The following is a 23,422-nucleotide window of genomic DNA, read 5'->3' on the forward strand; positions in this document are numbered from 1 at the left end:
CAAGCACAAAAAGCCATACAACATAATTAAAGGAAAAATCAGTAAAGACATCATCACAAACCCAATCAAAGACGCCACCGGCCAGTCGCGGTTGTTGAAGAACTCTTGCCAGAGCACTTTACCGATCATCAGGGTTTCCGGGCCACCGAGCAGTTCCGGGATCACGAACTCACCCACCACCGGGATGAACACCAGCATGCAGCCAGCGATGATGCCGTTTTTCGACAACGGAACGGTGATCTTCCAGAAGCTGTTGAAGGTGCTCGAACCCAGGTCCGACGCGGCTTCCAGCAAACTGTTGTCGTGCTTCACAAGGTTGGCGTACAGCGGCAGGATCATGAACGGCAGGTACGAATAGACCACGCCGATATAGACCGCCAGGTTGGTGTTGAGAATCTGCAGCGGCTCGTTGATCCAGCCCATAGACATTAAAAAGCCGTTGAGCAGGCCGTTGTTGCTGAGGATACCCATCCACGCGTACACGCGGATCAGGATCGCCGTCCAGGTCGGCATCATGATCAGCAGCACCAGCACGGTCTGTATTTCCTTACGCGCACTGGCGATGGCGTAAGCCATCGGGTAACCGATCAGCAGACAAAGAATGGTGCTGAACAGCGCCATCTTCAGCGAGCCAAGATAGGCGGCGATGTACAACTCGTCGCCGCCCAGCATCGTGTAATTGCCCAGATTCAGTAGCAACTGGATCTTCTGATCGACGAAGCTGTAGATCTGGGTGTACGGCGGAATGGCCACGTCGGCTTCGGCGAAGCTGATCTTCAAAACGATGAAGAACGGCAACATGAAGAACATGAACAGCCAGATAAACGGAACCCCGATGACCAGATGACGGCCACCGGGAATTATTCGACCGAGTTGTCGTTTGAGCTTTTGCGTGTTCATGAGCGCAGTACCACGCCGCTGTCGTCTTCCCACCAGACGTAAACCTGATCGCCCCAGGTAGGACGCTGGCCACGCCGCTCGGCGTTGGCCACGAACGACTGCACGATCTTGCCGCTTGGCAGTTCAACGTAGAACACCGAGTGGCCGCCCAGGTAAGCGATGTCGTGCACTTTGCCGCTCGACCAGTTGTGTTCGCAGGTCGGCATTTCTGCCGTCACCAGCAGTTTTTCCGGACGAATCGCGTAGGTCACCGACTTGTCTTGCACCGAAGTGCTGATGCCGTGGCCGACGTAGATGTTGCGGTCCAGGTCCTTGCAGGTAATCAGCGCGTGGCCCTCGGCGTCGTCCACCACTTCACCGTCGAAGATGTTGACGTTGCCGATGAACTCGCACACCAGACGGCTGGTCGGGGTTTCGTAGATGTCGATCGGGCTGCCGATCTGGGCGATCCAGCCCAGGTGCATGATCGCGATGCGCTCGGCCATGGTCATGGCCTCTTCCTGGTCGTGGGTCACCATGACGCAGGTCACGCCGACACGCTCGATGATTTCCACCAATTCGAGCTGCATCTGCGAACGCAGTTTCTTGTCCAGCGCGCCCATCGGTTCGTCGAGCAACAGCAGCTTCGGCTTTTTGGCCAACGAGCGAGCCAGCGCGACACGCTGGCGCTGACCGCCAGAGAGCTGGTGCGGCTTGCGCTTGGCGTACTGGCTCATCTGCACCAGTTTGAGCATCTCGGCCACTCGGGCGTCGACTTCAGCCGTCGGGATCTTGTCCTGCTTCAGGCCGAAGGCGATGTTCTGCGCCACGGTCATGTGCGGGAACAAGGCGTAGGACTGGAACATCATGTTGATCGGCCGCTCGTACGGCGGCATCTCGGTGATGTCTACGCCATCGAGGAAAATGCGCCCCTCCGTGGGCCGTTCGAAACCTGCGAGCATGCGCAGCAAGGTCGACTTGCCCGATCCCGAACCGCCGAGCAAAGCGAAGATCTCGCCTTTCTTGATTTCCAGGGACACATCGTCCACGGCAATCGTCTCGTCGAACTTCTTCGTGACCCGGTCGATTTTGACCAGCACCTGTTTAGGTGACTGGTCGCCCTCGAGGGCTTTCTTATAGGCGCCGGAGGCAACTGCCATTTACGAAACTCCCAACAAAATTTGCAGTTCACCCAATGCAGGCGAACCTTGGATAGTCTGAGCCTTTGTCACTATTTACCCGACTTGACCTTGGTCCAGCTGCGGGTCATCAAACGTTGAATCTTTGGCGGCAGCTCAGCGTTGACGTAAAGCTTGTCGACGATGGCTTGCGACGGGTAAACCGCCTCGTCTGTACGTACTGCCTGATTCATCAGCTCACCCGCCTTGGGATTCGGGTTGGCATAGCCGACGGCATCACTGACCTGAGCGATCACTTCAGGTTTGAGCACATAGTTGATGAAGGCATTGGCCTCTTTGACGTTGCCGGCATCCCGAGGAATTGCCAGCATGTCGAACCACAGGTTGCCGCCTTCTTTGGGAATCACGTAGGCAATTTCGATACCTTTGCCGGCTTCGGCAGCACGCGCCCTGGCCTGGAATACATCGCCGGAGAAGCCGGCCGCAACACAAATCTCGCCGTTGGCCAGATCGGAAATGTACTTGGACGAGTTGAAATACGTCACATAAGGCCGCACCGCCAACAGTTTGGCTTCAGCCTTCTTGTAGTCTTCAGGGTTCTGGCTGTTGGGCGACAGGCCCATGTAATTCAGCACCGCGGGGAGCATTTCATCCGCCGAGTCGAGGAAGGCAACACCGCAGCTGGAAAGCTTCTTGATGTTTTCCGGCTCGAACAGCATGGCCCACGAGTCGATCTTGTCGACACCCAGTGCCGCTTTGACTTTCTCTACGTTGTAACCAATCCCGTTAGTGCCCCACAGGTAAGGCACGGCGTATTGATTACCCGGATCGTTTTTCTCCAGACGCTTGAGCAGCGCCGGATCGAGGTTGGAGTAGTTCGGCAGTTGCGATCTGTCGAGCTTCTGGAACGCCCCAGCCTTGATCTGCTTGCCCAGGAAGTGGTTGGACGGCACGACCACGTCATAACCGGTATGCCCGGCCAGCAACTTGCCTTCCAGGGTTTCATTGGAGTCGAACACGTCGTACACCGGCTTGATGCCAGTGGCCTTTTCGAAATCTGCCAGGGTGGTCTGCCCGATGTAATCCGACCAGTTATAAATATGCACAGTGGGCGCGGCTTGAACACTGACGGCAAGCGTCAGGCCAGCGCCGACCAGCATGGCTTTGCGAAACAAAGAAACAGGCAAGTGGAGGTCCTCTAAAATAGTTGGGCCCAAGTTGCCCAGCGTTACGTGACAGCCATGGCTGCCTGGAAACAAAACCGGCGCGCAACTTACCCTCGATAAACCTTTCCAGCAAAACTTTCTGTCATTTAATTATTCCTGTTGCCGCCGCCAGAGCGACGACGGCAACAGGTGACTGCCTCAAACCGGCTTATTTACCGGATTTGATCTTGGTCCAGCTGCGGGTCAGCTCACGCTGAGTGGCGGCTGGCAAATCGGCGATGGCGTAGAGCTTGGCCTGCACCTCTGTCGACGGATAGATGCCCGGATCCGAGGTGATTTCCTTGTTCACGTACTGGGTTGCTTCGGCATTCCCGTTAGGGAAACGCACAGCGTTGGTGATTTCAGCCATCACTTTCGGCTGCAACAGGTAGTTCATGAACTTGTAGGCACCCTCGACGTTTTCCGCATCTTTAGGGATAGCGACCATGTCGTAGAAGCTGCCGGCACCTTCTTTCGGAATGGCGTAGCTGACTTTCACCTTGTCACCGGCTTCGGCGGCACGGGTTTTGGCCTGCTGGACGTCACCCGAGTAGCCAACGGCTACGCAGATGTTGCCGTTGGCCAGGTCGGAGATGTACTTGGACGAGTGGAAGTAGGTGACCGAAGGACGAATCTTCAGGAACAGCTCTTCAGCCTTCTTCAGATCTTCCTTTTTCTGACTGTCGGTCGGCAGACCCAGGTAATGCAGGGCGACCGGCAGCATTTCGGTAGGCGAATCGAGGAAGCTCACGCCGCAGCCCTTGAGCTTGGCGAGGTTCTCTGGCTTGAGCACGACATCCCAGGAGTCGATTTTGTCGACGCCCAGCGCGGCTTTGACCTTCTCGGCGTTGTAACCGATACCGATCGAGCCCCACATGTAAGGGAAGGCATGTTTGTTGTCCGGGTCGCTGACAGAAACCGCTTTGAGCAGCGACTTGTTCAGGTTGCCGTAGTTGGACAGCTTGGACTTGTCCAGCTCCTGGTAAACGCCAGCCTTGATCTGCTTGGCCAGGAAGTTGTTGGACGGTACAACCACGTCATAACCGGACTTGCCGGCCAGCAACTTGGCCTCAAGGGTTTCGTTACTGTCGAACACATCGTAGACGACCTTGATCCCGGACTCTTTTTCAAAGTTCGCGATGGTGTCCGGTGCGATGTAATCGGACCAGTTGTAAACGTGCAGGACTTTGTCGTCGGCCTGGGCTGCCCCAGCCATCACGCCCATCAGGGACAAGGCGAGCAGGGTCTTGCCAGTGTTCTTCAAACCTAATGCCTTCATGCGTAACGCTCCAATTTATTCTTTTTTAAGCACATTTTTTGTTAACCAAGATCCAGCGGCCGATTCCTTGGCAACTCAAACAGCGGATAGTCTGGCAAGTTACAAGGCAGGCTTTCAAGGAAAGACCCGTCCTTTGTGCGCCCTGAGCGAAGTGCCAGCCACGGACCTCGCTCAGAGCCTAGCACTTAGCTTTGCAACGCACTCAGGGTCAGGTCCAGGCACTTGCGCGCCTTGGTGACCAGTTCGTCGATCTCGGCTTCGGTGATCACCAGGGGCGGAGCGATGATCATGGTGTCGCCCACGGCGCGCATGATCAGCCCGTTGTCGAAGCAGAACTGCCGGCAGATCATGCCAACACCCTTGCCGACGTACCGCGCCCGGGTCGCCTTGTCCTGAACCAGCTCAATGGCCCCCAACAGACCTACCCCACGAACCTCACCCACCAGCGGGTGATCGTTCAGTTCCCGTAGACGCTTTTGCAAATAAGGTGCCGTTTCTGCACGAACGCGCTCGATAATTTTCTCGTCGCGCAGAATGCGGATGTTTTCCAGTGCCACCGCAGCGGCAACCGGGTGCCCGGAATACGTGAAGCCGTGGTTGAAGTCGCCACCTTCGTTCAGCACGTCGACCACTTCGTCACGCACGATCAGGCCACCCATCGGGATGTAGCCGGACGTCAGGCCCTTGGCGATGGTCATCATGTCGGGCTTGAGGCCGTAGAAATCGCTACCGAACCACTCGCCGGTACGGCCGAAGCCACAGATCACCTCGTCCGCGACGAACAGGATGTCGTACTTGGCGAGGATTTCCTTGATGCGCGGCCAGTAGCTGTCTGGCGGAATGATCACGCCGCCCGCGCCCTGGATCGGCTCGGCAATAAAGGCCCCGACAGTGTCGACGCCGAGTTCGAGAATCTTCTCTTCGAGTTGATTGGCGGCCCAGATACCGAACTCTTCCGGGCTCATGTCGCCACCTTCACCGAACCAGTACGGTTGCGGGATGTGAACAATGCCCGGGATCGGCAAGTCGCCCTGTTCGTGCATATAGGTCATGCCACCCAGGCTGGCGCCGGCCACGGTCGAACCGTGGTAACCGTTTTTGCGGCTGATGATGACTTTCTTCTTCGGCTGGCCTTTGATCGCCCAATAGTGGCGAACCATGCGCAGCATGGTGTCGTTGCCTTCAGAGCCGGAACCGGTGAAGAACACGTGATTCATGCCTTCTGGCGCGATGTCCGAAATGGCCTTGGCCAGTTCCAGTACCGGCGGGTGGGCGGTCTGGAAGAAAAGATTGTAATAAGGCAGCTCGCGCATCTGTTTGCTGGCGGCATCGGCCAGTTCATCGCGACCGTAACCGATGGCCACGCACCACAGACCGGCCATGCCGTCGAGGATCTTGTTGCCTTCGCTGTCCCAGAGGTAAACGCCCTTGGCGTTGGTGATGATCCGCGGGCCTTTCTCTTTCAGCTGCTTGAAGTCGCTGAAGGGGGCCAGGTGGTGCTCGCTGCTCAGGGTTTGCCATTCACGGGTTTGCGGGTTCTTGCTGGTCATAAAGCTCTCCTAGTGGGGTGAGAGTGCGGCTTTTGAGGGCCGCACCCGGCGCATCAGACGGCGAACAACAGGAACTCCCGCTCCCACGAACTGATGACGCGCTTGAAGTTTTCATGCTCGGCCCGCTTGACCGCGACGTAGCCAGTGATGAATTTTTTGCCCAGGTACTTCTCGATGGTCGCGCTGTGCTCCATGCGCTCCAGTGCGTCTTCAATGGTCAGCGGCAGACGCAGGTTGCGTCGCTCGTAACCACGACCAACTACGGGTGCGCTTGGGGTGATGCCTTCCACCATGCCGATGTAACCGCAGAGCAGGCTCGCGGCGATCGCCAGGTAAGGGTTGGCATCGGCGCCCGGCAGGCGGTTTTCCACCCGACGGTTCTGCGGGCCTGCGTCTGGTACTCGCAGGCCGACAGTGCGGTTCTCTTCGCCCCACTCCACGTTCACCGGTGCCGAGGTATCCGGCAGGAAGCGGCGGAACGAGTTGACGTTCGGCGCGAACAACGGCAACAGCTCGGGGATGAACTTCTGCAAGCCACCGATGTGGTGCAGGAACAGCTCGCTCATGCTCCCGTCTTCATTAGAGAAGACGTTCTTGCCGCTTTCGATGTCGATGATGCTCTGGTGCAAGTGCATCGCACTGCCCGGCTCGCCGGTCATCGGCTTGGCCATGAAGGTCGCGGCTACGTTGTGCTTGAGCGCCGCTTCGCGCATGGTGCGCTTGAACACCAGAATCTGGTCGGCCAGGGACAGCGCATCGCCATGACGGAAGTTGATTTCCATCTGCGCCGTGCCGTCTTCGTGGATCAGCGTGTCCAGATCCAGCTCTTGCAGTTCGCACCAGTCGTAGACGTCTTCGAACAGCGGGTCGAATTCGTTGGCCGCCTCAATAGAAAACGACTGACGGCCGGTTTCCGGGCGACCGGAGCGGCCAATCGGTGGCTGCAACGGGAAGTCCGGGTCTTCGCAACGCTTGGTCAGGTAGAACTCCATCTCCGGCGCCACGATCGGCTGCCAGCCCTTGTCGGAATAGAGCTTCAGTACCTTTTTGAGCACGTTGCGCGGCGACAGCTCGATCGGGTTGCCCTGCTTGTCGTAAGTGTCGTGAATCACCTGTGCGGTCGGCTCGATGGCCCACGGCACGAGGAATACCGCGTTCGAGTCCGGGCGGCAGATCATGTCGATGTCGGCCGGGTCGAGCAGCTCGTAATAGATGTCGTCTTCGACGTAGTCGCCCGTCACTGTTTGCAACAGCACACTCTCGGGCAGGCGCATGCCTTTTTCGGCAATGAACTTGTTGGTCGGCGAAATCTTGCCACGGGTGATCCCGGTCAGATCGCCAATCATGCATTCGACTTCTGTGATCTTGTGGTCTTTCAACCAATCGGTGAGCTGGTCGAGGTTGTTACTCATAAATGCCTCTGGGCTGAGTGTCCTGACGTCTTTAAAAGTCAGGCGTTGTTTGACGCATCCGCGTCGCGTTGTGTTGCCTGCTTGCCGGCGCGAATCAACGGGAGGGTAGTGGCGTCGCGTGCAGGATCACGAGCAGTTCCCGGCGCACTGGCAGGACCGCTATAGTGAAAAGGTTCTACATTGGAAAGAGAGCCGGTAAACAGGATGCCATCCAGACCGTCAATAATATCGGTCGGATCGAGCAGCTCCGCCAGGGACGGAAGGATCAACGGCAGGCCCTTGGCAGCGGTGGCCACTGCGCGGACGTACTTATCGCCAGTGATGTGATAAGCATGCAAACCGATCTGCCTTGAGCAGTCGGTGACGCCGATTAACGGCAGGCGAGACATGAAGCACCCCGGTATTATTGCTGTTATGGGTTTGATTCGAGCTTAGCGTTGTTCATTTTTTTACACAACACCCCCGTAAAAAATACAACACGCCCCGCTCAAGCCTGCGGTCGTCAAAGACCCCGAAGGCAAAAAAACGCCCCAAAGCGCCTCAAAAATGCCCTTCGAGCGCTTTTTTAGGGCAAAAACGGCCTCGCTTGACTTCGGCATGCCGTTCGGGTTGACTGGAATCTGAAAAGATCAATGATTGATATTTTTAACAACAAAGGTGTTGCATCATGTCGGTACCCCCGCGTGCCGTTCAGCTTAACGAAGCGAACGCGTTCCTTAAGGAACATCCTGACGTACTCTACGAAGACGTTCTGTATGCGGAGATGAATGGTGTGGTGCGCGGCAAGCGCATCGAACGCACCAGCCTCCACAAGGTTTACGAGAAAGGCATCAACCTGCCGGCCTCTCTATTTGCTCTGGATATCAATGGCTCGACGGTGGAAAGCACCGGTCTGGGTCTGGACATCGGTGATGCTGACCGAATCTGCTATCCAATCCCCGATACCCTGTGCAATGAACCCTGGCAGAAGCGCCCGACCGCGCAACTGTTAATGACCATGCACGAAATTGAAGGTGAACCTTTCTTCGCCGACCCGCGTGAAGTGCTGGCCAATGTGGTGCGCAAGTTCGACGACATGGGTCTGACCATCTGCGCCGCATTCGAGCTTGAGTTCTACCTGATCGACCAGGAGAACGTGAATGGCCGGCCACAACCTCCGCGCTCGCCGGTTTCCGGCAAACGTCCGCACTCGACACAGGTGTACCTGATCGACGACCTGGACGAATACGTCGACTGCCTCCAGGACATTCTGGAAGGTGCGAAAGAGCAAGGCATCCCTGCCGACGCGATCGTCAAGGAAAGTGCTCCGGCGCAGTTCGAAGTGAACCTGCACCACGTTGCCGACCCGATCAAGGCCTGCGATTACGCGGTACTGCTCAAGCGTCTGATCAAAAACATCGCCTACGACCATGAGATGGACACCACCTTCATGGCCAAGCCTTACCCAGGCCAGGCGGGTAACGGTCTGCACGTCCATATCTCGATCCTTGATAAAGACGGCAAAAATATTTTTGCCAGTGAGGATCCCGAGCAGAACGCCGCACTGCGTCACGCGATCGGCGGTGTGCTCGAGACCCTACCGGCGCAGATGGCTTTCCTCTGCCCGAACGTCAACTCGTACCGTCGTTTCGGCGCACAGTTCTACGTGCCGAACTCGCCGTGCTGGGGCCTGGACAACCGTACCGTGGCGATTCGCGTACCGACAGGCTCTTCCGATGCCGTCCGTATCGAACACCGCGTTGCCGGCGCCGATGCCAACCCGTACCTGCTGATGGCTTCGGTATTGGCGGGCGTGCACCACGGTCTGGTCAACAAGATCGAACCTGGCGCGCCGGTTGAAGGCAACAGCTACGAGCAGAACGAGCAGAGCCTGCCGAACAACCTGCGTGATGCACTGCGCGAGCTGGACGACAGCGAAGTCATGGCCAAGTACATCGATCCGAAATACATCGACATTTTTGTCGCCTGTAAAGAGAGCGAGCTGGAGGAGTTCGAACACTCCATCTCCGACCTCGAGTACAACTGGTACCTGCACACCGTGTAAGCGGCTGTAGCAAAAAAACAACGCCGTGGGGCTCAACGCCCACGGCGTTTTTTTATGGCCGCCTGCGGCGGATCGCGAGCAAGCTTTGCTCCTACAGGGTTGAGCCGATCGGTATTTATGGCCCGAAGCCAAACCTCTGTAGGAGCAAGGCTTGCCCGCGATGGCGTCCTGGCAGACAACATCGAACCCTGCTCGTACAATGCCCGCTGCCCTGCAGGAGACTTCAATGACGCGCCCCGCCCCCCTTCGCAAACCCCGCGCACGCAGCCAGGCCCGGATCGACTCGATACTCGATGCCGCCCGCACGCTGCTTGCCGCCGAAGGCGTGGCCAGCCTGTCGATCTACAGCGTGGCCGAGCGCGCCGAGATCCCGCCGTCATCGGTCTACCATTTCTTCGCCAGCGTCCCGGCCTTGCTCGAAGCCCTGACCGCCGACGTCCACAGCGCCTTCCGCGCCTGCCTGCAAGAGCCGATCGAAGTCGACTCGCTGAATGGCTGGCGCGATCTGTCGCGATTGGTCGAGCAACGCATGCTCGCCATCTACAGCGAAGATGCCGCCGCGCGCCAGTTGATCCTCGCTCAACACGGCCTGACCGAAGTCACCCAGGCCGACCGCCAGCACGACATCGAGCTCGGCGACCTGATGCACAAACTCTTCGATCAGCATTTCGAACTGCCGTCGCTGCCCAAGGACGTCGACGTCTTTGCCCTGGCCATGGAGCTGGGCGACCGCGTCTATGCCCGCTCGGTGCAACAACACGGGCAGATCACCCCGCGCATGGCCGAGGAAGGCATGCGGGTGTTTGACGCGTATCTGGGACTGTATCTGCCGCCGTATCTACCCAAGCGCGCGATTCCAGCCTGATTTTTCTATTGTTTTCTCCGGCCTCATCGCGAGCTTGCTCGCGATGGCTGCGCCGCCGATACCCAGAGAAAAACCACAAAAACCCCGAAGGGCTCAAGCCGTCCGGGGTTGTGTACCGCGCATCAATCACAACTTGGCGATCGACACCTCGGTGGATTTCACGAAGGCGATCACTTCGCTGCCGATCACCAGTTCCAGTTCTTTGACCGAGCGCGTGGTGATGACCGAGGTAACGATGCCGGACGCTGTCTGAACATCGATTTCCGAGAGCACGTCACCTTCGACGATTTCCTTGATGGTGCCTTTGAACTGGTTGCGAACGTTGATGGCTTTGATCGTCATGATGTTGATTCCTGTCGTTGGGAGAACGTTGAGTCAGTGAGCCCAGCGCAATTGCGTGGGCAAGGGTGAAACAGGTTCCGGTTCCGGCGGCGAGCCCGGCAGTGACAGCACGCGGTTGAGCACTTCGGTTTCCAGCGCCGCCAGCCGATGAGAACCACGCACCCGAGGGCGCGGCAGTTCGACGTGTAGGTCGAGGCCGATTTCGCCCTCTTCGATCAGCAACACCCGGTCGGCGATCGCCACCGCTTCACTGACGTCGTGGGTCACCAGCAACACGGTAAAACCGTGCTGTTGCCAGAGGCGTTCGATCAGTTGCTGCATTTCAATTCGGGTCAGCGCATCCAGTGCGCCCAGCGGCTCATCGAGCAACAGCAAACGCGGCTGATGGATCAGCGCCCGCGCCAATGCCACCCGCTGCTTTTGCCCGCCGGACAACGCCGCTGGCCATTCATCGGCACGATCCGCCAGGCCCACCGCTTCCAGTGCGTCCAAAGCCTGCTGACGCCAATTACCCTTGAGCCCGAGGCCGACGTTGTCGATGACCTTTTTCCATGGCAACAAACGTGCTTCCTGGAACATCAGCCGAGTGTCTTCGCGCGCCTCGCCAAGCGGCGCAGAGCCGGCCAACAGTTCACCGGCCGTGGGTTGATCAAGGCCAGCAAGCAGACGCAGCAAGGTGCTTTTGCCGCAGCCGCTGCGACCGACCACTGCAACGAACTGACCGGCCGGAATGTGCAGGTCGATCTCGCGCAGCACCTGCCGCGCACCAAAGGTTTTTTGCAGTTTGCGCACCGCCAGCGGTATCCCGCGCAGCAGGCGTGGAGGTTGTTGTGCCGTCATGCTGCGTCCCTCCTGGCCACTTGATAGGCCGGATGCCAGCGCAACCAGATCCGTTCCAGACCACGGGCCGCGAGGTCGGCCAATTTGCCGAGCACCGCGTACAAAACAATCGCCAGCACCACCACATCCGTTTGCAAGAACTCCCGGGCATTCATTGCCAGGTAACCGATGCCGGAACTGGCGGAGATGGTTTCAGCGACGATCAGGGTCAGCCACATGAAGCCCAGGGCAAAGCGCACGCCCACCAGAATCGAAGGCAGCGCGCCCGGCAGAATCACCTGGCGGAACAGGCTGAATCCGGACAAACCGTAACTGCGCGCCATTTCCACCAAGGCCGGGTCGACGTTGCGAATGCCGTGGTAGGTGTTGAGGTAGATCGGGAACAACGTCCCCAGCGCCACCAGAAAAATCTTCGCCGACTCGTCGATGCCGAACCACAGGATCACCAGCGGAATCAGCGCCAGATGCGGCACGTTGCGGATCATCTGCACTGAACTGTCGAGCAGGCGTTCGCCCCATTTCGACAGACCGGTGATAAAGCCCAGCGCCAGACCGATACCGCCGCCAATCACAAAACCAATGCCGGCGCGCCAACCGCTGATCGCCAGGTGTTTCCAGATCTCGCCGCTGCGCACCAGGCTCACGCCCGCCTCGATCACCGCACTGGGTGCCGGCAGAATCCGCGTCGACAACCAGCCCGCCGACACCGACAACTGCCACACCGCCAGTAGCAGCACCGGCAATGCCCAGGGCGCGAGGCTGTGGATAATCTTTTCGCTTTTCATGGCGCGCCTCAGCTCTGGGACGCGGCTTTGGGAAGAATATCGTTGGCGACCATCTCGCCAAACGGGCTGATGTAACCGGCGCTTTTCGGCAACTCGGGACGCTCGATGTCGAGGTGCGGGAACAGCAGCTCCGCGACCCGATACGATTCTTCCAAATGCGGGTAGCCCGAGAAGATAAAGGTATCGATGCCAAGGTCCGCGTATTCCTTGACCCGCGCCGCCACGGTCGGGCCGTCCCCAACCAGCGCTGTACCGGCACCGCCACGCACCAGACCGACGCCGGCCCAGAGGTTCGGGCTGACTTCGAGGTTGTCGCGGCTGCCGCCGTGCAGCGCGGCCATGCGCTGCTGGCCGACCGAGTCGAAGCGCGCCAACGAGGCCTGAGCGCGGGCGATGGTGTCGTCGTCCAGATGGGAGATCAGCCGGTCCGCCGCTTGCCAGGCTTCAGCGTTGGTTTCGCGGACGATCACATGCAAACGAATACCGAAGCGCACGGTGCGTCCGAGCTTCGCGGCTTTGGCTCGCACTTGCTCGATCTTCTCGGCGACGGCGGCCGGCGGCTCGCCCCACGTCAGAACCATTTCGACCTGCTCGGCAGCCAGGTCCTGAGCGGCTTCCGAGGAGCCACCGAAGTACAGCGGCGGACGCGGTTGCTGGATCGGCGGATAGAGCAATTTCGCACCCTTCACGCTGATGTGCTGACCGTCGTAATCGACCGTCTCGCCTTCCAGCACCCGACGCCAGATCCGGGTAAATTCCACCGAGGCCTGATAGCGCTCTTCGTGACTGAGGAACAATCCATCACCGGCCAGTTCTTCCGGATCGCCGCCGGTCACCAGGTTGAACAACGCACGACCGCCGGATAAACGATCCAGGGTCGCCGCCTGACGCGCGGCCACCGTCGGGGAAATGATCCCGGGGCGCAACGCGACCAGAAACTTCAAGCGCTGGGTGACCGGTATCAGCGACGCGGCCACCAGCCACGAGTCTTCACAGGAGCGCCCGGTGGGAATCAACACCCCGCCGAAACCCAGACGATCCGCCGCTTGGGCGACTTGCTGCAAATAACCGTGATCCACGGCGCGAGCGCCTTCGGCGGTGCCAAGGTAATGGCCGTCACCGTGGGTAGGCAGGAACCAGAAAATATTAAGGCTCATGGAGTGGTCTCCTAAGGAAATCGAATTACGGTGCGGTAGCAACGGCTGCCGGTGGCGTCCAGATCACGTCTTTGATGCTCAAGGGCTTGGGGATCAACTTGAGCTGGTAGAAGCTGTCGGCGATTTTCTGCTGGGCGGCGACCACTTCCGGGGTGAGGAAATGCGCACCGTAGCCCTGGCGCTTCACCGCGGTCCGGGTGATATCTGCCGACAGGCCGAGCAGTGGCGCGACTTGTTCGGTCACCTCGATAGGGTTGGCCCTGGACCACTCGCCGATGGCGCGGATTTCTTCAATCAGGGTTTTGATCACGGCCGGATTTTTCACGGCGTAAGGCTTGGTCGCCAGGTAGAACTGATGGTTGTCGACGATGCCACTGCCATCACGCAGGGTGCGTGCTTGCAGTTGCTGTTCGGCGGCGGCCTGGTACGGGTCCCAGATCACCCAGGCATCGACGCTGCCACGTTCGAACGCTGCGCGGGCATCGGCCGGCGGCAGGAATACGGTTTGAATGTCGGTGTATTTGAGACCGGCGTCTTCGAGGGCGCGCACCAACAGGTAGTGCACGTTGGAGCCTTTGTTGAGGACGACTTTCTTGCCCTTGAGGTCCTGCACCGATTTGATCGCAGAGTCTTTCGGTACCAGGATCGCCTCGCTGTGTGGCGCTGGCGGTTCGTAGGCGACGTAGAGCAGATCGGCACCGGCCGCCTGAGCGAAGACCGGTGGGGTTTCGCCGGTCACGCCGAAATCGATCGAGCCAACGTTCAGCCCTTCGAGCAACTGCGGACCACCGGGGAATTCAGTCCATTGCACGTCGACGCCTTGGGCGGCGAGGCGTTTTTCCAGCGAGCCGCGGGCTTTGAGCAGCACCAGGGTGCCGTACTTTTGATAGCCGATTCGCAAGGTCTCGGCCGCTTGAGTTTGAGTAATAACGCCGAAGGACACAGCCGCAGCAAACAGAGCGACCAGACCACGACGCAAAATGACAGTGCGCATAGCGCTCTCCTTTTTGCAGTTGGGTTTTGGCTACACCTGCTTGCCCGTTAGCGGGCGAGTAAGGCCAGTACTTCAATTTTCGGGTAAGGCTTAAATGCTCCAGCGAGCACTCAACAAACGTTCATTCAACAGACGTGGATCAAGGGGCTTTGGACGTCGAGCCATGGCACTGAAGAACTGCTCCAGCGCCTCATTCAAACGTTGCTCCAGCTGTGGCGCCAATTGCGCCTGGGCACCGCCTTCGCCGTAAGCGATCTGGCTGTCTTCGGCGAAAATCCCGTGGAGCATTTCCTGGGCTTTCAGCGCCGACAGCACGGGCTTGAGCGCGTAATCCACAGCCAGCATGTGGGCGATGCTGCCTCCAGTGGCCATCGGCAGTACAACCTTGTGGCTCAGGGCGCGTTCGGGCAGCAGATCCAGTACGGTTTTCAGCGCGCCGGAAAACGACGCCTTGTAGACCGGTGTAGCGATCAGCAGGCCATCGGCGTTTTCAATCTGTTGCAGCAGGTCAACCACCTTCGGGCTGTCGAAGCGTGCGTGCAGCAAATCTTCGGCCGGGAAGTCCCGTACCTGATAACTCACCACTTCGACTCCTTGTTGCTGCAACCAGCGTTGGGAGCGATCCAGCAACACCCCGGACCGGGAGCGTTGGCTGGGACTTCCTCCGAGTGAGACGACCAGCATGCGGCAATTCCTTAAACTTCTTTGGCGATTCGCAGTGTGCGATCTCGTGACGATGGGCAGACCTTACCAGCTGATTTATATATCTATAAATCATATTTATTTATTTGTTTATTCTTTAAATGAATATGCATGACAGCGCTCTCCAAACGAAAAAAAGGCCGTCGAAACGGCCTGAAATCCCCTGCTTTGTGGATACCTTTGGAGCTGTTGCGCTTGGCAGACCGCTATCGCGAGCAAGCTCGCTCCCACATTGGAATGCGTACACCTGTGGGAGCGAGCTTGCTCGCGATTGGATTTCAGTACCACCGAACAATCCGGACCTTATTTATTGGGTTGTGGTGTCAGGCGCAGGTACGGTTTCACCGCGCGGTAGCCTTTGGGGAAGCGTTTGTTGATTTCGTCTTCATCTTTGAGCGACGGCACGATCACCACTTCATCACCGTCCTGCCAGTTGGCCGGGGTGGCCACTTTGTAGTTGTCGGTGAGTTGCAACGAATCGATCACCCGCAGGATCTCGTGAAAGTTGCGTCCGGTACTGGCCGGATAGGTGATGGTCAGGCGAACCTTCTTGTTCGGATCAATCACGAACAGCGAACGCACGGTCAGGGTGTCGTTGGCGTTCGGGTGGATCAGGTCATAGAGATCGGAGACCTTGCGATCGGCGTCGGCAAGGATCGGGAAGTTGACGAGGGTGTTCTGGGTTTCGTTGATGTCTTCGATCCACTTGTGGTGCGAATCCACCGGGTCGACCGACAGCGCGATGGCCTTGACGCCGCGCTTGGCGAATTCATCCTTGAGCTTGGCGGTAAACCCCAGCTCAGTGGTGCACACCGGCGTGAAGTCCGCCGGATGGGAAAACAGCACGCCCCAGCTATCGCCCAGCCACTCGTGAAAACGGAGGGTGCCGGCGCTGGAATCCTGTTCGAAATCGGGGGCAATGTCGCCCAGTCTGAGGCTCATGGTGCTGCTCCTGGTGAGTGCGTGATGAGCCTACTGTGCCTAGTGTCGTGAATTATTAAAAAGAATAAATATTGATTTATTTAGATCATAAACGAATATTAAACATCTGTTCACTGGACGCATACGTCAACGAAGACCAGTCTTGGAACCAAGGTTCGAGAAGGCCTTGAGTTGCTGCAAAGAGGGAAATGAAGGAGGGTCTGCGGGGGTGGGCCCGACTTGAAACACAAAAGCCCCGCCAGGCTTACGCCGAGCGGGGCTTTTTATTCAGGCTTGTAAACGCCTGGGTATTACAACAGCGGGATCGAGTAGCTGACGATCAGACGGTTTTCGTCCTGGTCGCGGGTGGCCACGTCGGTGCGCCACATGGCGTTTTTCCAGGCAAAGCCGAGGTTTTTCAGCGGGCCTTCAGGAACAACGTAAGCCAGGCTCAGGTCACGCTCCCACTCGCTCTTTTCGCCAGTAGGGGTGTCGATGTTGTTGCCATGCAGGTAGATCACACCAGCGGTCAGACCCGGTACGCCAACCTTGGCGAAGTCATAAGCGTAGCGAGCTTGCCAGGTACGTTCGCCAGCGCGGGCAAACTTCTGGATCTGCATGTCGGTGATGGTGCTGTTGGACGAACCGTCACCCTGGTTCAGCCAAGGGAAATCGCTGTCGCCCTTGGTGTACTGGTAACCGCCACCGAAGGTGTGACCTTCAACCGAGTACAGAGCCAGGTAGCTGTACAGGTCGTTGTCGACCTTGCCTTTGGTTGTATTGTCGCCGTAGAAACCGGTAGTGAAGAAGCTCTTGTCGTTGCCGTTGGAACCGTTGTCGCGGCTACGGTAGTAGCGCAGGTCACTTTTCAGCACGCCAGGACCGATGGACCAGTTGTGCACCAGGCCCAGGAAGTTCTGCGAGTAGAAGTCCTTCAGCTCGCCGTAGTAGTACGAAGCGGTCAGGTCCTTGGTGATTTTGTAGTCAGCACCACCGTAGTAGAACTTGTTGCTGAACTTGCCCGCGTCGTAGTTGGAGCCAGCGTTGGCACCGGCAATCGACAGACCTTCGTCGTTGCTGGAGTTACGGCCTTTAGCCTCATTGATCTCGCCCGCAGTCAGGGTCAGATCTTTGATTTCGTTGGACTTGAGCTCGCCACCAGTGAAGGTTTGTGGCAACAGACGACCATCGTTGTACTTGATGACCGGGTTGTTCGGCTGCAGGGTACCGATTTTCAGCTCGGTCTCGGAGATTTTGACCTTACCGGTCAAGCCCAGGCTACCGAAGTCTGGAACCGCACGGTTGCCATCGCTTGGGAAAATCGTACCGCCGGAAGCTGTACCGCTCGAATTGCCGCTCTTGGCTGGGCTGGAGTCCAGACGCACGCCGTACAGGCCAATGGCATCAACGCCGAACTTAACAGTACCTTGGGTGTAACCCGAGATGAAACGCAGATCGAAGCCTTGGCCCCATTCTTCGTTTTTGTTCGCGCCGGTGCCAGTACGGTTGTCGGTGTTGATGTAGAAGTTACGCAGACCCAAGGTCGCCTTACTGTCTTCGACAAAACCGGCGGCGCCTGCCTGCTGCGCCAAAACCCCTACGGCCACAGCCAGGGCCAAGGTGGACTTATTCATGTTTCGCTCCTCTACGTTTCTAATTTTTTGTGCACCTTGGTCCAAGGTCTAGTGCCCCGGTTCCCACAGATGCGCGATTAGCGCAAGACCGTGACTGATAAGTCAATCGTAAGCAGTCGCGTTACGACCTTGGTCTAATCGCAGTGTTTGATCCGTTCAGGTTAATGACTTCCTCATAAACCCAAAAGGAACTGTTTATTAATTTTTCATACGATTCGGGAATATAGCTCAGCACGCCTCAACCGAACCGGATGCGGGGGTATCGGCCTACGAGCTAATTCCTAAATGGTATTTACCAGCATTTGCTTAGATCAATACGTGCTTACGTATTCTTCATACGTCAATCACTATCAAATAAGCGACGCCATCATGGCCAAACGTGCATCTTCCCGTCAAATTGTTACAGTTTGTATACCGATATAATTTTTTTTACCGCCCGTCAGGTAAATTTCGCAACGGGCAGAAAAACGGCAGAACTGATCGGCGCATTCCCCTGTAAGAGCAGGCGCAACCAGCGATCTGTCAGTGCCCGGGGCGAAGTCTAAGCTCTTCAGGTTACAGAGTCTTTTCGAAGATCTTCGAATTACGCTGATAGTTGTACAGCGAGGCCCGAGCCGATGGCAGGCGCTCGACGCTGCTTGGCACAAAGCCGCGCTCGCGGAACCAGTGCGCCGTGCGGGTAGTCAGGACAAACAGGGTGTTGAGCCCTTGAGCACGTGCCCGGGTCTCGATCCGCTCCAGCAGTTCATCACCACGGCCGCCATGGCGGTATTCCGGGTTCACCGCCAGACAGGCCAGCTCCCCGGCATTCGAATCGGCAATTTGATACAGCGCTGCGCAGGCGATGATCATGCCTTCACGCTCGACCACGCTGAACTGCTCGATTTCGCGCTCCAGCACTTCACGTGAACGACGCACCAGAATCCCCTGCTCTTCCAATGGGCTGATCAGGTCCAGCAAACCGCCGACGTCTTCAATGGCCGCTTCGCGCACCAGCTCAAATTGCTCCTGGGCTACCAGCGTACCGCCACCGTCTCGGGTGAACAGTTCGGTCAGCAGCGCGCCGTCTTCGGCATAACTGACAATATGGCTGCGGCCGACACCACCACGGCAAGCTTCGGCTGCGGCATCCAGCAGTTCCGCCTGATAGTTGCCGCCCAGACGCTGCAAGTGCGCTGGCACCTGTTGCGGACGCAGTTCGCGGACCAGACGACCGTTCTCATCGATCAGCCCAAGATCTGCGCCGAACAGCAACAGCTTGTCGGCCCCCAGATCGATGGCCGCGCGGGTGGCGACGTCTTCGCACGCCAGGTTGAAGATTTCCCCGGTCGGCGAGTAGCCCAGCGGCGACAGCAATACGATAGAACGCTCGTCCAGCAGACGGTTGATGCCCTTGCGGTCGACCCGACGCACTTCGCCGGTGTGGTGATAATCGACCCCTTCGAGCACACCGATCGGCCGTGCGGTCACCAGGTTTCCGCTGGCCACCCGCAGACGCGAACCCTGCATCGGCGAGGAGGCCATGTCCATCGACAAGCGCGCCTCGATGGCAATGCGCAGTTGACCCACCGCGTCGATCACACATTCCAGGGTCGCCGCATCGGTGATGCGCATCCCGTGGTGGTAATGCGGGGTCAGGCCGCGGGCGGCAAGGCGGGTTTCAATTTGCGGACGCGAACCGTGAACCAGTACCAGTCGCACACCCAGGCTGTGCAGCAGCACCAGGTCGTGAACGATATTGCCAAAGTTCGGGTGCTCGACGCCGTCGCCGGGCAGCATGACGACGAAGGTGCAATCGCGGTGGGCGTTGATATAAGGGGAAGCGTGACGAAGCCAATTGACGTATTCGGGCATAACACCTGCGCCTGTAATAAATAGCAGCCGATAAAAAGGACGAAGCAATACGCACAGCGGGCTGATGGTTATCGTCGGAACAGGCTTGGCAACACGCGCGCTCTCCTCATGAATACGGGTTGGGTGCCCCGGTATTTTAAGCCGGGGTCAGGCAGTAATGTTCGATCAGTTGACGCAAGAGATGCACAGTAGGCTGCAAACGTGACATTTCGAGGTATTCCCCCGGTTGGTGGGCGCAGGCGATATCGCCTGGGCCAAGCACTATCGTCTCGCAGCCAAGACGCTGAAGATAAGGCGCTTCGGTGCCGAACGCTACTGCTTCGGCGAGGTGGCCGGTGAGTTTTTCGGCAACCCGCACCAGCTCCGAGTCCGCCGCCTGCTCGAACGGTGGCACTTCGGGGAACAACGGAGCGTAGTCGATCTTCACGTGATGGAGCTCGGCGACCGGTTCGAGTTTCTGCCGGATTGCCGCGCGCAACGCGTTCGGGTCCATGCCTGGCAAGGGCCGCAGGTCGAACTCCAGCGAGCATTGGCCGCAGATCCGGTTCGGGTTGTCGCCACCGTGGATGCAGCCGAAATTCAGCGTCGGATGCGGCACGCTGAACTGTGGATTACGAAACTCGCGCTGCCATTGCAGGCGCAAGCCGCGTAATTCGCCCATCGCATCGTGCATGGCTTCCAGAGCGCTGTGACCCAGGCTCGGATCGGACGAATGGCCGCTCTGACCGAGAATGTCGATGCGCTCCATCATCACACCTTTGTGCAGACGAATCGGCTTCAGTCCCGTCGGCTCGCCAATCACCGCCACCCTGCCCAACGGCCGGCCAGCAGCAGCCAACGCCCGGGCGCCGGCCATGGAGCTTTCTTCGTCACAGGTGGCGAGGATCATCAGCGGTTGCTTGAACGGTTTATCCAGCAACGGCAGCACGGCTTCGATGGCCAGCGCAAAGAAACCCTTCATGTCGCAACTGCCGAGGCCGACCCAGCGACCGTCGACTTCGGTCAGTTTCAGCGGATCGGTCTGCCACAGGGCGCCGTCGAACGGCACCGTGTCGCTGTGCCCGGCCAGCACCAGCCCGCCGGGGCCGCTGCCAAAACTGGCGAGCAGGTTGAATTTGCCGGAGCTGACCTGCTGGATTTCGCACGAAAACCCCAGGTCGCCGAGCCAGGTCGCCAGCAGATCAATGACCGCGCGATTGGATTGATCGAGGTTGGGTTGGGTGCAGCTGACAGACGGTGCGGCGATCAACGCAGCGAACTGTTCTTTCATGGACGGCAAAGGCATCGCTGACTCCCAACTCCCGAATTGAAGTCCATCATAGAACCATCTGGCGACAGGAATAAACCGTCGCGGCGCGTAGGTTTAGTGAGTGCTGTACACTGCACGGCCTTGGCAGCCACACATTCCCCCGGCTGCGCTCCCGATCCTGGATTTTCCGGCCATGCAGAAAGAAACCGAAATCAAACTCCGCGTCAGCCGCGAAACCCTCGCCGCCCTGCGCGAACACCCGTTACTGAAAAAACGCAACAAAAGTGGCTGGGAACGCCGTGAGTTGATGAACCAGTACTTCGACACGCCAGAGCGTGATCTGGCCCGTGCCAAGGTCGCCCTGCGCCTGCGCCGCGATGGCGAAGAAGTGATTCAAACGCTCAAGACCCGTGGCCACAGCGTCGCCGGTCTGTCCGAGCGTCATGAATACGACTGGAACCTGCCCAAAGCCAAGCTCGACGTGAAGAAACTCGACGGCGAATGCTGGCCCGAAGAGCTGGCCGAGCTGGACAAGAAAACCCTGAAGGCCATTTTCACCACCGATTTCGTACGCGAACGCGCCGAAATCGCCTGGGGTCGTGGCAAGACCAAAGTGGTCATTGAAGCCGCACTGGACCTGGGCCACGTGATTGCCGGCAAGCAGAAAGAAGAAATCTGCGAGCTGGAACTGGAACTGCGCGAAGGCGAGCCGGCGGCATTGCTGGAACTGGCCGCCGAACTGGCCGCAACCCTGGCGCTGATGCCATGCGACATCAGCAAGGCCGAGCGCGGCTACCGCCTGTTCGATGCCAACAGCTACTCGTTGAGCCTGCCGGCACCGCAGATCACCGCAGAAACGCCGTTGGACGACGCTTTCGCCGCACTGAGCTGGCACTTGCTGGGCAGCAGCCAGCGTCTGGCCGAACAATATCGCTTTAATGGCCACTGGCGCCTGTTGCAGGACTGGGTCGAAAACCTGGCTGAATTGCGCGCGTTGCTCAGCAGCCTGGGTCAAGCCGCACCACGTCAGTCGACTCACGATCTGCGTCTTGCGCTGGATGCCTTGCTCGAAGACTGGCGCCCGCTGGTACAAGCCGGTCTGGATGACGAAGACGTGCGCAAAGCCGCGCCGGAGCAGTTCCTCGAAGAACTGGAAGACCCGCGCTGGGGCCTGTTCTCCCTGAACACTTCGCGCTGGTTGCTGGCCCGTACCTGGGCAGCCGATCGCAACACTCGCGGCAATCGCCAGGGCGCTGCGCAATTGGGCAGCTGGCTGCCGCGTCTGCTGGGTGAAGAAGCTACGTCCCTGCAATTGCAGCGTTATCAGCAACAGCCAGAAGACCTGGCCGAGCAACTGCCGCGTATCGAACGCATCCAGGCCTGGCTGCATCATGCCCGCAACGTGCTGGAGATCCCGGAAATGGATCGTCTGTACGGTGAGCTGAACAAACTCGCGCAACTGGCCAACGAACCCATCACCGACGAAGTGCTGGATGCACGCAAGCAGCAGGCGATTGCGGTGTATCAGAACCGCGCGTGGAAGATGTTGTTGCGTATGTAAGATCTTTTGCTTTATCGCAACACCGGCAAACTCGTCGTGGACTTGATTTCCGACAAGGCCACGATCGAGTTGACCTCCTGAATCCCCGGCACCATCGACAGCTTCTCGAAGAAGAAGCGCTCATAGGCTTCGATGTCTGCCGTGACGATCCGAAGCAAGAAATCCACCGCGCCCATCAGCACATAACACTCCAGTACCTCCGGAAAACCGCGAATCGCCTCGGTGAATTCCGTGAAGTTCGAACGCCCGTGAGCGTTGAGTTTGATCTCGGCGAAGATCTGCGTGTTGAGGCCGATTTTCTTGCGATCGAGCAAGGTCACCTGCCCGCGAATAACGCCCTCCTCCTTCATCCGCTGAATACGCCGCCAGCACGGCGACTGCGATAACCCGACTTGCTCGGCAATCTGCGCACTGGAAAGCGATGCGTCCTCTTGCAACAGCGCCAGAATCCGTCGGTCGTACGCGTCAAGTTCGCTATGCATAGAAAAACCCGCAAATACACTATCTGAGAATTGAACAATTCGATTTAACGCCAATTGTCCCCATCATAGATAAGAAATACCCAGCACCGAATGTAAAAATTTCTCCAGTGATTTGGAGACCGACCATGCCCCCGCTCGAAGCCGTCAGCAACACCCCCACCCGCGCCGATGTGTGGAACGTCAGCAATGCCCATTGCCGCGTGCACTACCAACTGCTAGCTGAGGCCGAACCGGACGTGTTGTGCCGGGCGCTCAACTTGTTTGCGCTGCAGTTTCTGGTGCCACAGCAGGTCAATGTGTTGCGCGACAACGATTTGCTGTCGATCGATATCGTCATGGACGGCCTGAGCTGGCACCGTGCCCAGGTGATCGCGGAAAAATTACGTAACCTGATCAGCGTCTGCTCGGTGGAGCTGCAAGCGGCTGATTCGCAACGGGTTCAGCTTGCAAAGGCCACCGGCTGAAGCACCACTGCAAAAACTCGCAACGATGAATCGGCCAATGGCCGAACGGTTGGCCATTGTGGGG

General features: G+C 58.4%; 21 protein-coding genes and 1 pseudogene. 4 read left to right on the top strand and 18 right to left on the bottom strand.

What is annotated here, in order from left to right; genetic code table 11:
- The 7 genes and pseudogenes from ACIPIN_RS21285 to ACIPIN_RS21315 all read right to left on the bottom strand — a co-directional run.
- A partial coding sequence (locus tag ACIPIN_RS21285) for an ABC transporter permease subunit (protein WP_401121852.1) occupies positions 1 to 861 on the bottom strand: 861 nt, incomplete at its 3' end.
- A 35-nt stretch (positions 862 to 896) separates the two neighbouring features.
- Entirely contained in the window at positions 897 to 2,039 is a 1,143-nt protein-coding gene (locus tag ACIPIN_RS21290; RefSeq protein WP_123426282.1) for an ABC transporter ATP-binding protein, read from the bottom strand.
- Positions 2,040 to 2,110: 71 nt separating this feature from the next.
- Positions 2,111 to 3,205, bottom strand: a complete 1,095-nt coding sequence (locus tag ACIPIN_RS21295) for a polyamine ABC transporter substrate-binding protein (protein ID WP_401121765.1) — start codon at positions 3,203 to 3,205, stop codon at positions 2,111 to 2,113.
- A 187-nt stretch (positions 3,206 to 3,392) separates the two neighbouring features.
- Positions 3,393 to 4,487, bottom strand: a complete 1,095-nt coding sequence (locus tag ACIPIN_RS21300) for a polyamine ABC transporter substrate-binding protein (RefSeq protein WP_401121854.1) — start codon at positions 4,485 to 4,487, stop codon at positions 3,393 to 3,395.
- A 200-nt stretch (positions 4,488 to 4,687) separates the two neighbouring features.
- Positions 4,688 to 6,052, bottom strand: coding sequence for an aspartate aminotransferase family protein (locus tag ACIPIN_RS21305; protein ID WP_401121768.1), 1,365 nt, complete (start codon positions 6,050 to 6,052; stop codon positions 4,688 to 4,690).
- 53 nt (positions 6,053 to 6,105) lie between these two features.
- Entirely contained in the window at positions 6,106 to 7,464 is a 1,359-nt protein-coding gene (locus ACIPIN_RS21310; RefSeq protein ID WP_401121770.1) for a glutamine synthetase family protein, read from the bottom strand.
- A gap of 74 nt (positions 7,465 to 7,538) precedes the next feature.
- Positions 7,539 to 7,853, bottom strand: a pseudogene (locus ACIPIN_RS21315) (gamma-glutamyl-gamma-aminobutyrate hydrolase family protein); the annotation flags it as partial.
- Positions 7,854 to 8,131: 278 nt separating this feature from the next.
- On the opposite strand from ACIPIN_RS21315, the gene ACIPIN_RS21320 reads away from it, so the two are divergent.
- Entirely contained in the window at positions 8,132 to 9,508 is a 1,377-nt protein-coding gene (locus ACIPIN_RS21320) for a glutamine synthetase family protein (protein ID WP_401121773.1), read from the top strand.
- A 226-nt stretch (positions 9,509 to 9,734) separates the two neighbouring features.
- Positions 9,735 to 10,373 (top strand): TetR/AcrR family transcriptional regulator, encoded by a 639-nt coding sequence (locus tag ACIPIN_RS21325; RefSeq protein WP_401121775.1) that lies wholly within the window; start codon positions 9,735 to 9,737, stop codon positions 10,371 to 10,373.
- Between the two features lie 126 nt (positions 10,374 to 10,499).
- Here the strand turns inward: ACIPIN_RS21325 and ACIPIN_RS21330 are convergent, their stop codons facing one another.
- The 10 genes from ACIPIN_RS21330 to argE all read right to left on the bottom strand — a co-directional run bounded on the left by ACIPIN_RS21330 (position 10,500) and on the right by argE (position 20,887).
- On the bottom strand, positions 10,500 to 10,715 hold the full coding sequence (locus tag ACIPIN_RS21330; protein ID WP_003213899.1) for a molybdopterin-binding protein: 216 nt from the start codon (positions 10,713 to 10,715) through the stop codon (positions 10,500 to 10,502).
- Positions 10,716 to 10,748: 33 nt separating this feature from the next.
- Entirely contained in the window at positions 10,749 to 11,555 is an 807-nt protein-coding gene (ssuB, locus tag ACIPIN_RS21335) for an aliphatic sulfonates ABC transporter ATP-binding protein (RefSeq protein WP_401121778.1), read from the bottom strand.
- Positions 11,552 to 12,340, bottom strand: coding sequence for an aliphatic sulfonate ABC transporter permease SsuC (gene ssuC / locus ACIPIN_RS21340; RefSeq protein ID WP_401121779.1), 789 nt, complete (start codon positions 12,338 to 12,340; stop codon positions 11,552 to 11,554). The genes ssuB and ssuC overlap by 4 nt, the downstream gene beginning before the upstream one ends.
- A gap of 8 nt (positions 12,341 to 12,348) precedes the next feature.
- Positions 12,349 to 13,497, bottom strand: a complete 1,149-nt coding sequence (gene ssuD, locus ACIPIN_RS21345; protein ID WP_401121782.1) for an FMNH2-dependent alkanesulfonate monooxygenase — start codon at positions 13,495 to 13,497, stop codon at positions 12,349 to 12,351.
- A gap of 25 nt (positions 13,498 to 13,522) precedes the next feature.
- Entirely contained in the window at positions 13,523 to 14,491 is a 969-nt protein-coding gene (locus ACIPIN_RS21350; RefSeq protein ID WP_401121785.1) for a sulfonate ABC transporter substrate-binding protein, read from the bottom strand.
- A 90-nt stretch (positions 14,492 to 14,581) separates the two neighbouring features.
- Positions 14,582 to 15,175 (bottom strand): NADPH-dependent FMN reductase, encoded by a 594-nt coding sequence (gene ssuE / locus ACIPIN_RS21355; protein ID WP_401121787.1) that lies wholly within the window; start codon positions 15,173 to 15,175, stop codon positions 14,582 to 14,584.
- Between the two features lie 321 nt (positions 15,176 to 15,496).
- On the bottom strand, positions 15,497 to 16,135 hold the full coding sequence (locus ACIPIN_RS21360; protein ID WP_401121789.1) for a peroxiredoxin: 639 nt from the start codon (positions 16,133 to 16,135) through the stop codon (positions 15,497 to 15,499).
- Between the two features lie 290 nt (positions 16,136 to 16,425).
- Positions 16,426 to 17,748, bottom strand: coding sequence for an OprD family porin (locus ACIPIN_RS21365; protein ID WP_401121790.1), 1,323 nt, complete (start codon positions 17,746 to 17,748; stop codon positions 16,426 to 16,428).
- Between the two features lie 555 nt (positions 17,749 to 18,303).
- A complete protein-coding gene (gene argA, locus ACIPIN_RS21370; protein ID WP_401121793.1) occupies positions 18,304 to 19,602 on the bottom strand; it encodes an amino-acid N-acetyltransferase in 1,299 nt (432 codons plus the stop codon).
- Positions 19,603 to 19,738: 136 nt separating this feature from the next.
- Positions 19,739 to 20,887 carry an acetylornithine deacetylase gene (gene argE / locus ACIPIN_RS21375; protein ID WP_401121795.1) on the bottom strand — a complete coding sequence of 383 codons (1,149 nt, stop codon included), beginning with the start codon at positions 20,885 to 20,887 and terminating at the stop codon, positions 19,739 to 19,741.
- 157 nt (positions 20,888 to 21,044) lie between these two features.
- Between argE and ACIPIN_RS21380 the strand changes: the two genes are divergently transcribed.
- The gene (locus ACIPIN_RS21380) at positions 21,045 to 22,412 is read left to right on the top strand and encodes an inorganic triphosphatase (protein WP_401121798.1); all 1,368 of its coding nucleotides are present in this window, start codon (positions 21,045 to 21,047) and stop codon (positions 22,410 to 22,412) included.
- A gap of 11 nt (positions 22,413 to 22,423) precedes the next feature.
- Here the strand turns inward: ACIPIN_RS21380 and ACIPIN_RS21385 are convergent, their stop codons facing one another.
- Complete coding sequence (locus ACIPIN_RS21385; RefSeq protein ID WP_054594557.1) at positions 22,424 to 22,894, bottom strand: Lrp/AsnC family transcriptional regulator; 471 nt, start codon at positions 22,892 to 22,894, stop codon at positions 22,424 to 22,426.
- A gap of 125 nt (positions 22,895 to 23,019) precedes the next feature.
- On the opposite strand from ACIPIN_RS21385, the gene ACIPIN_RS21390 reads away from it, so the two are divergent.
- Complete coding sequence (locus ACIPIN_RS21390) at positions 23,020 to 23,358, top strand: hypothetical protein (protein ID WP_401121800.1); 339 nt, start codon at positions 23,020 to 23,022, stop codon at positions 23,356 to 23,358.
- Positions 23,359 to 23,422 lie beyond the last annotated feature (64 nt).

Source organism: Pseudomonas sp. NPDC087697, from assembly GCF_044743155.1.
Classification (GTDB): Bacteria; Pseudomonadota; Gammaproteobacteria; order Pseudomonadales; family Pseudomonadaceae; genus Aquipseudomonas.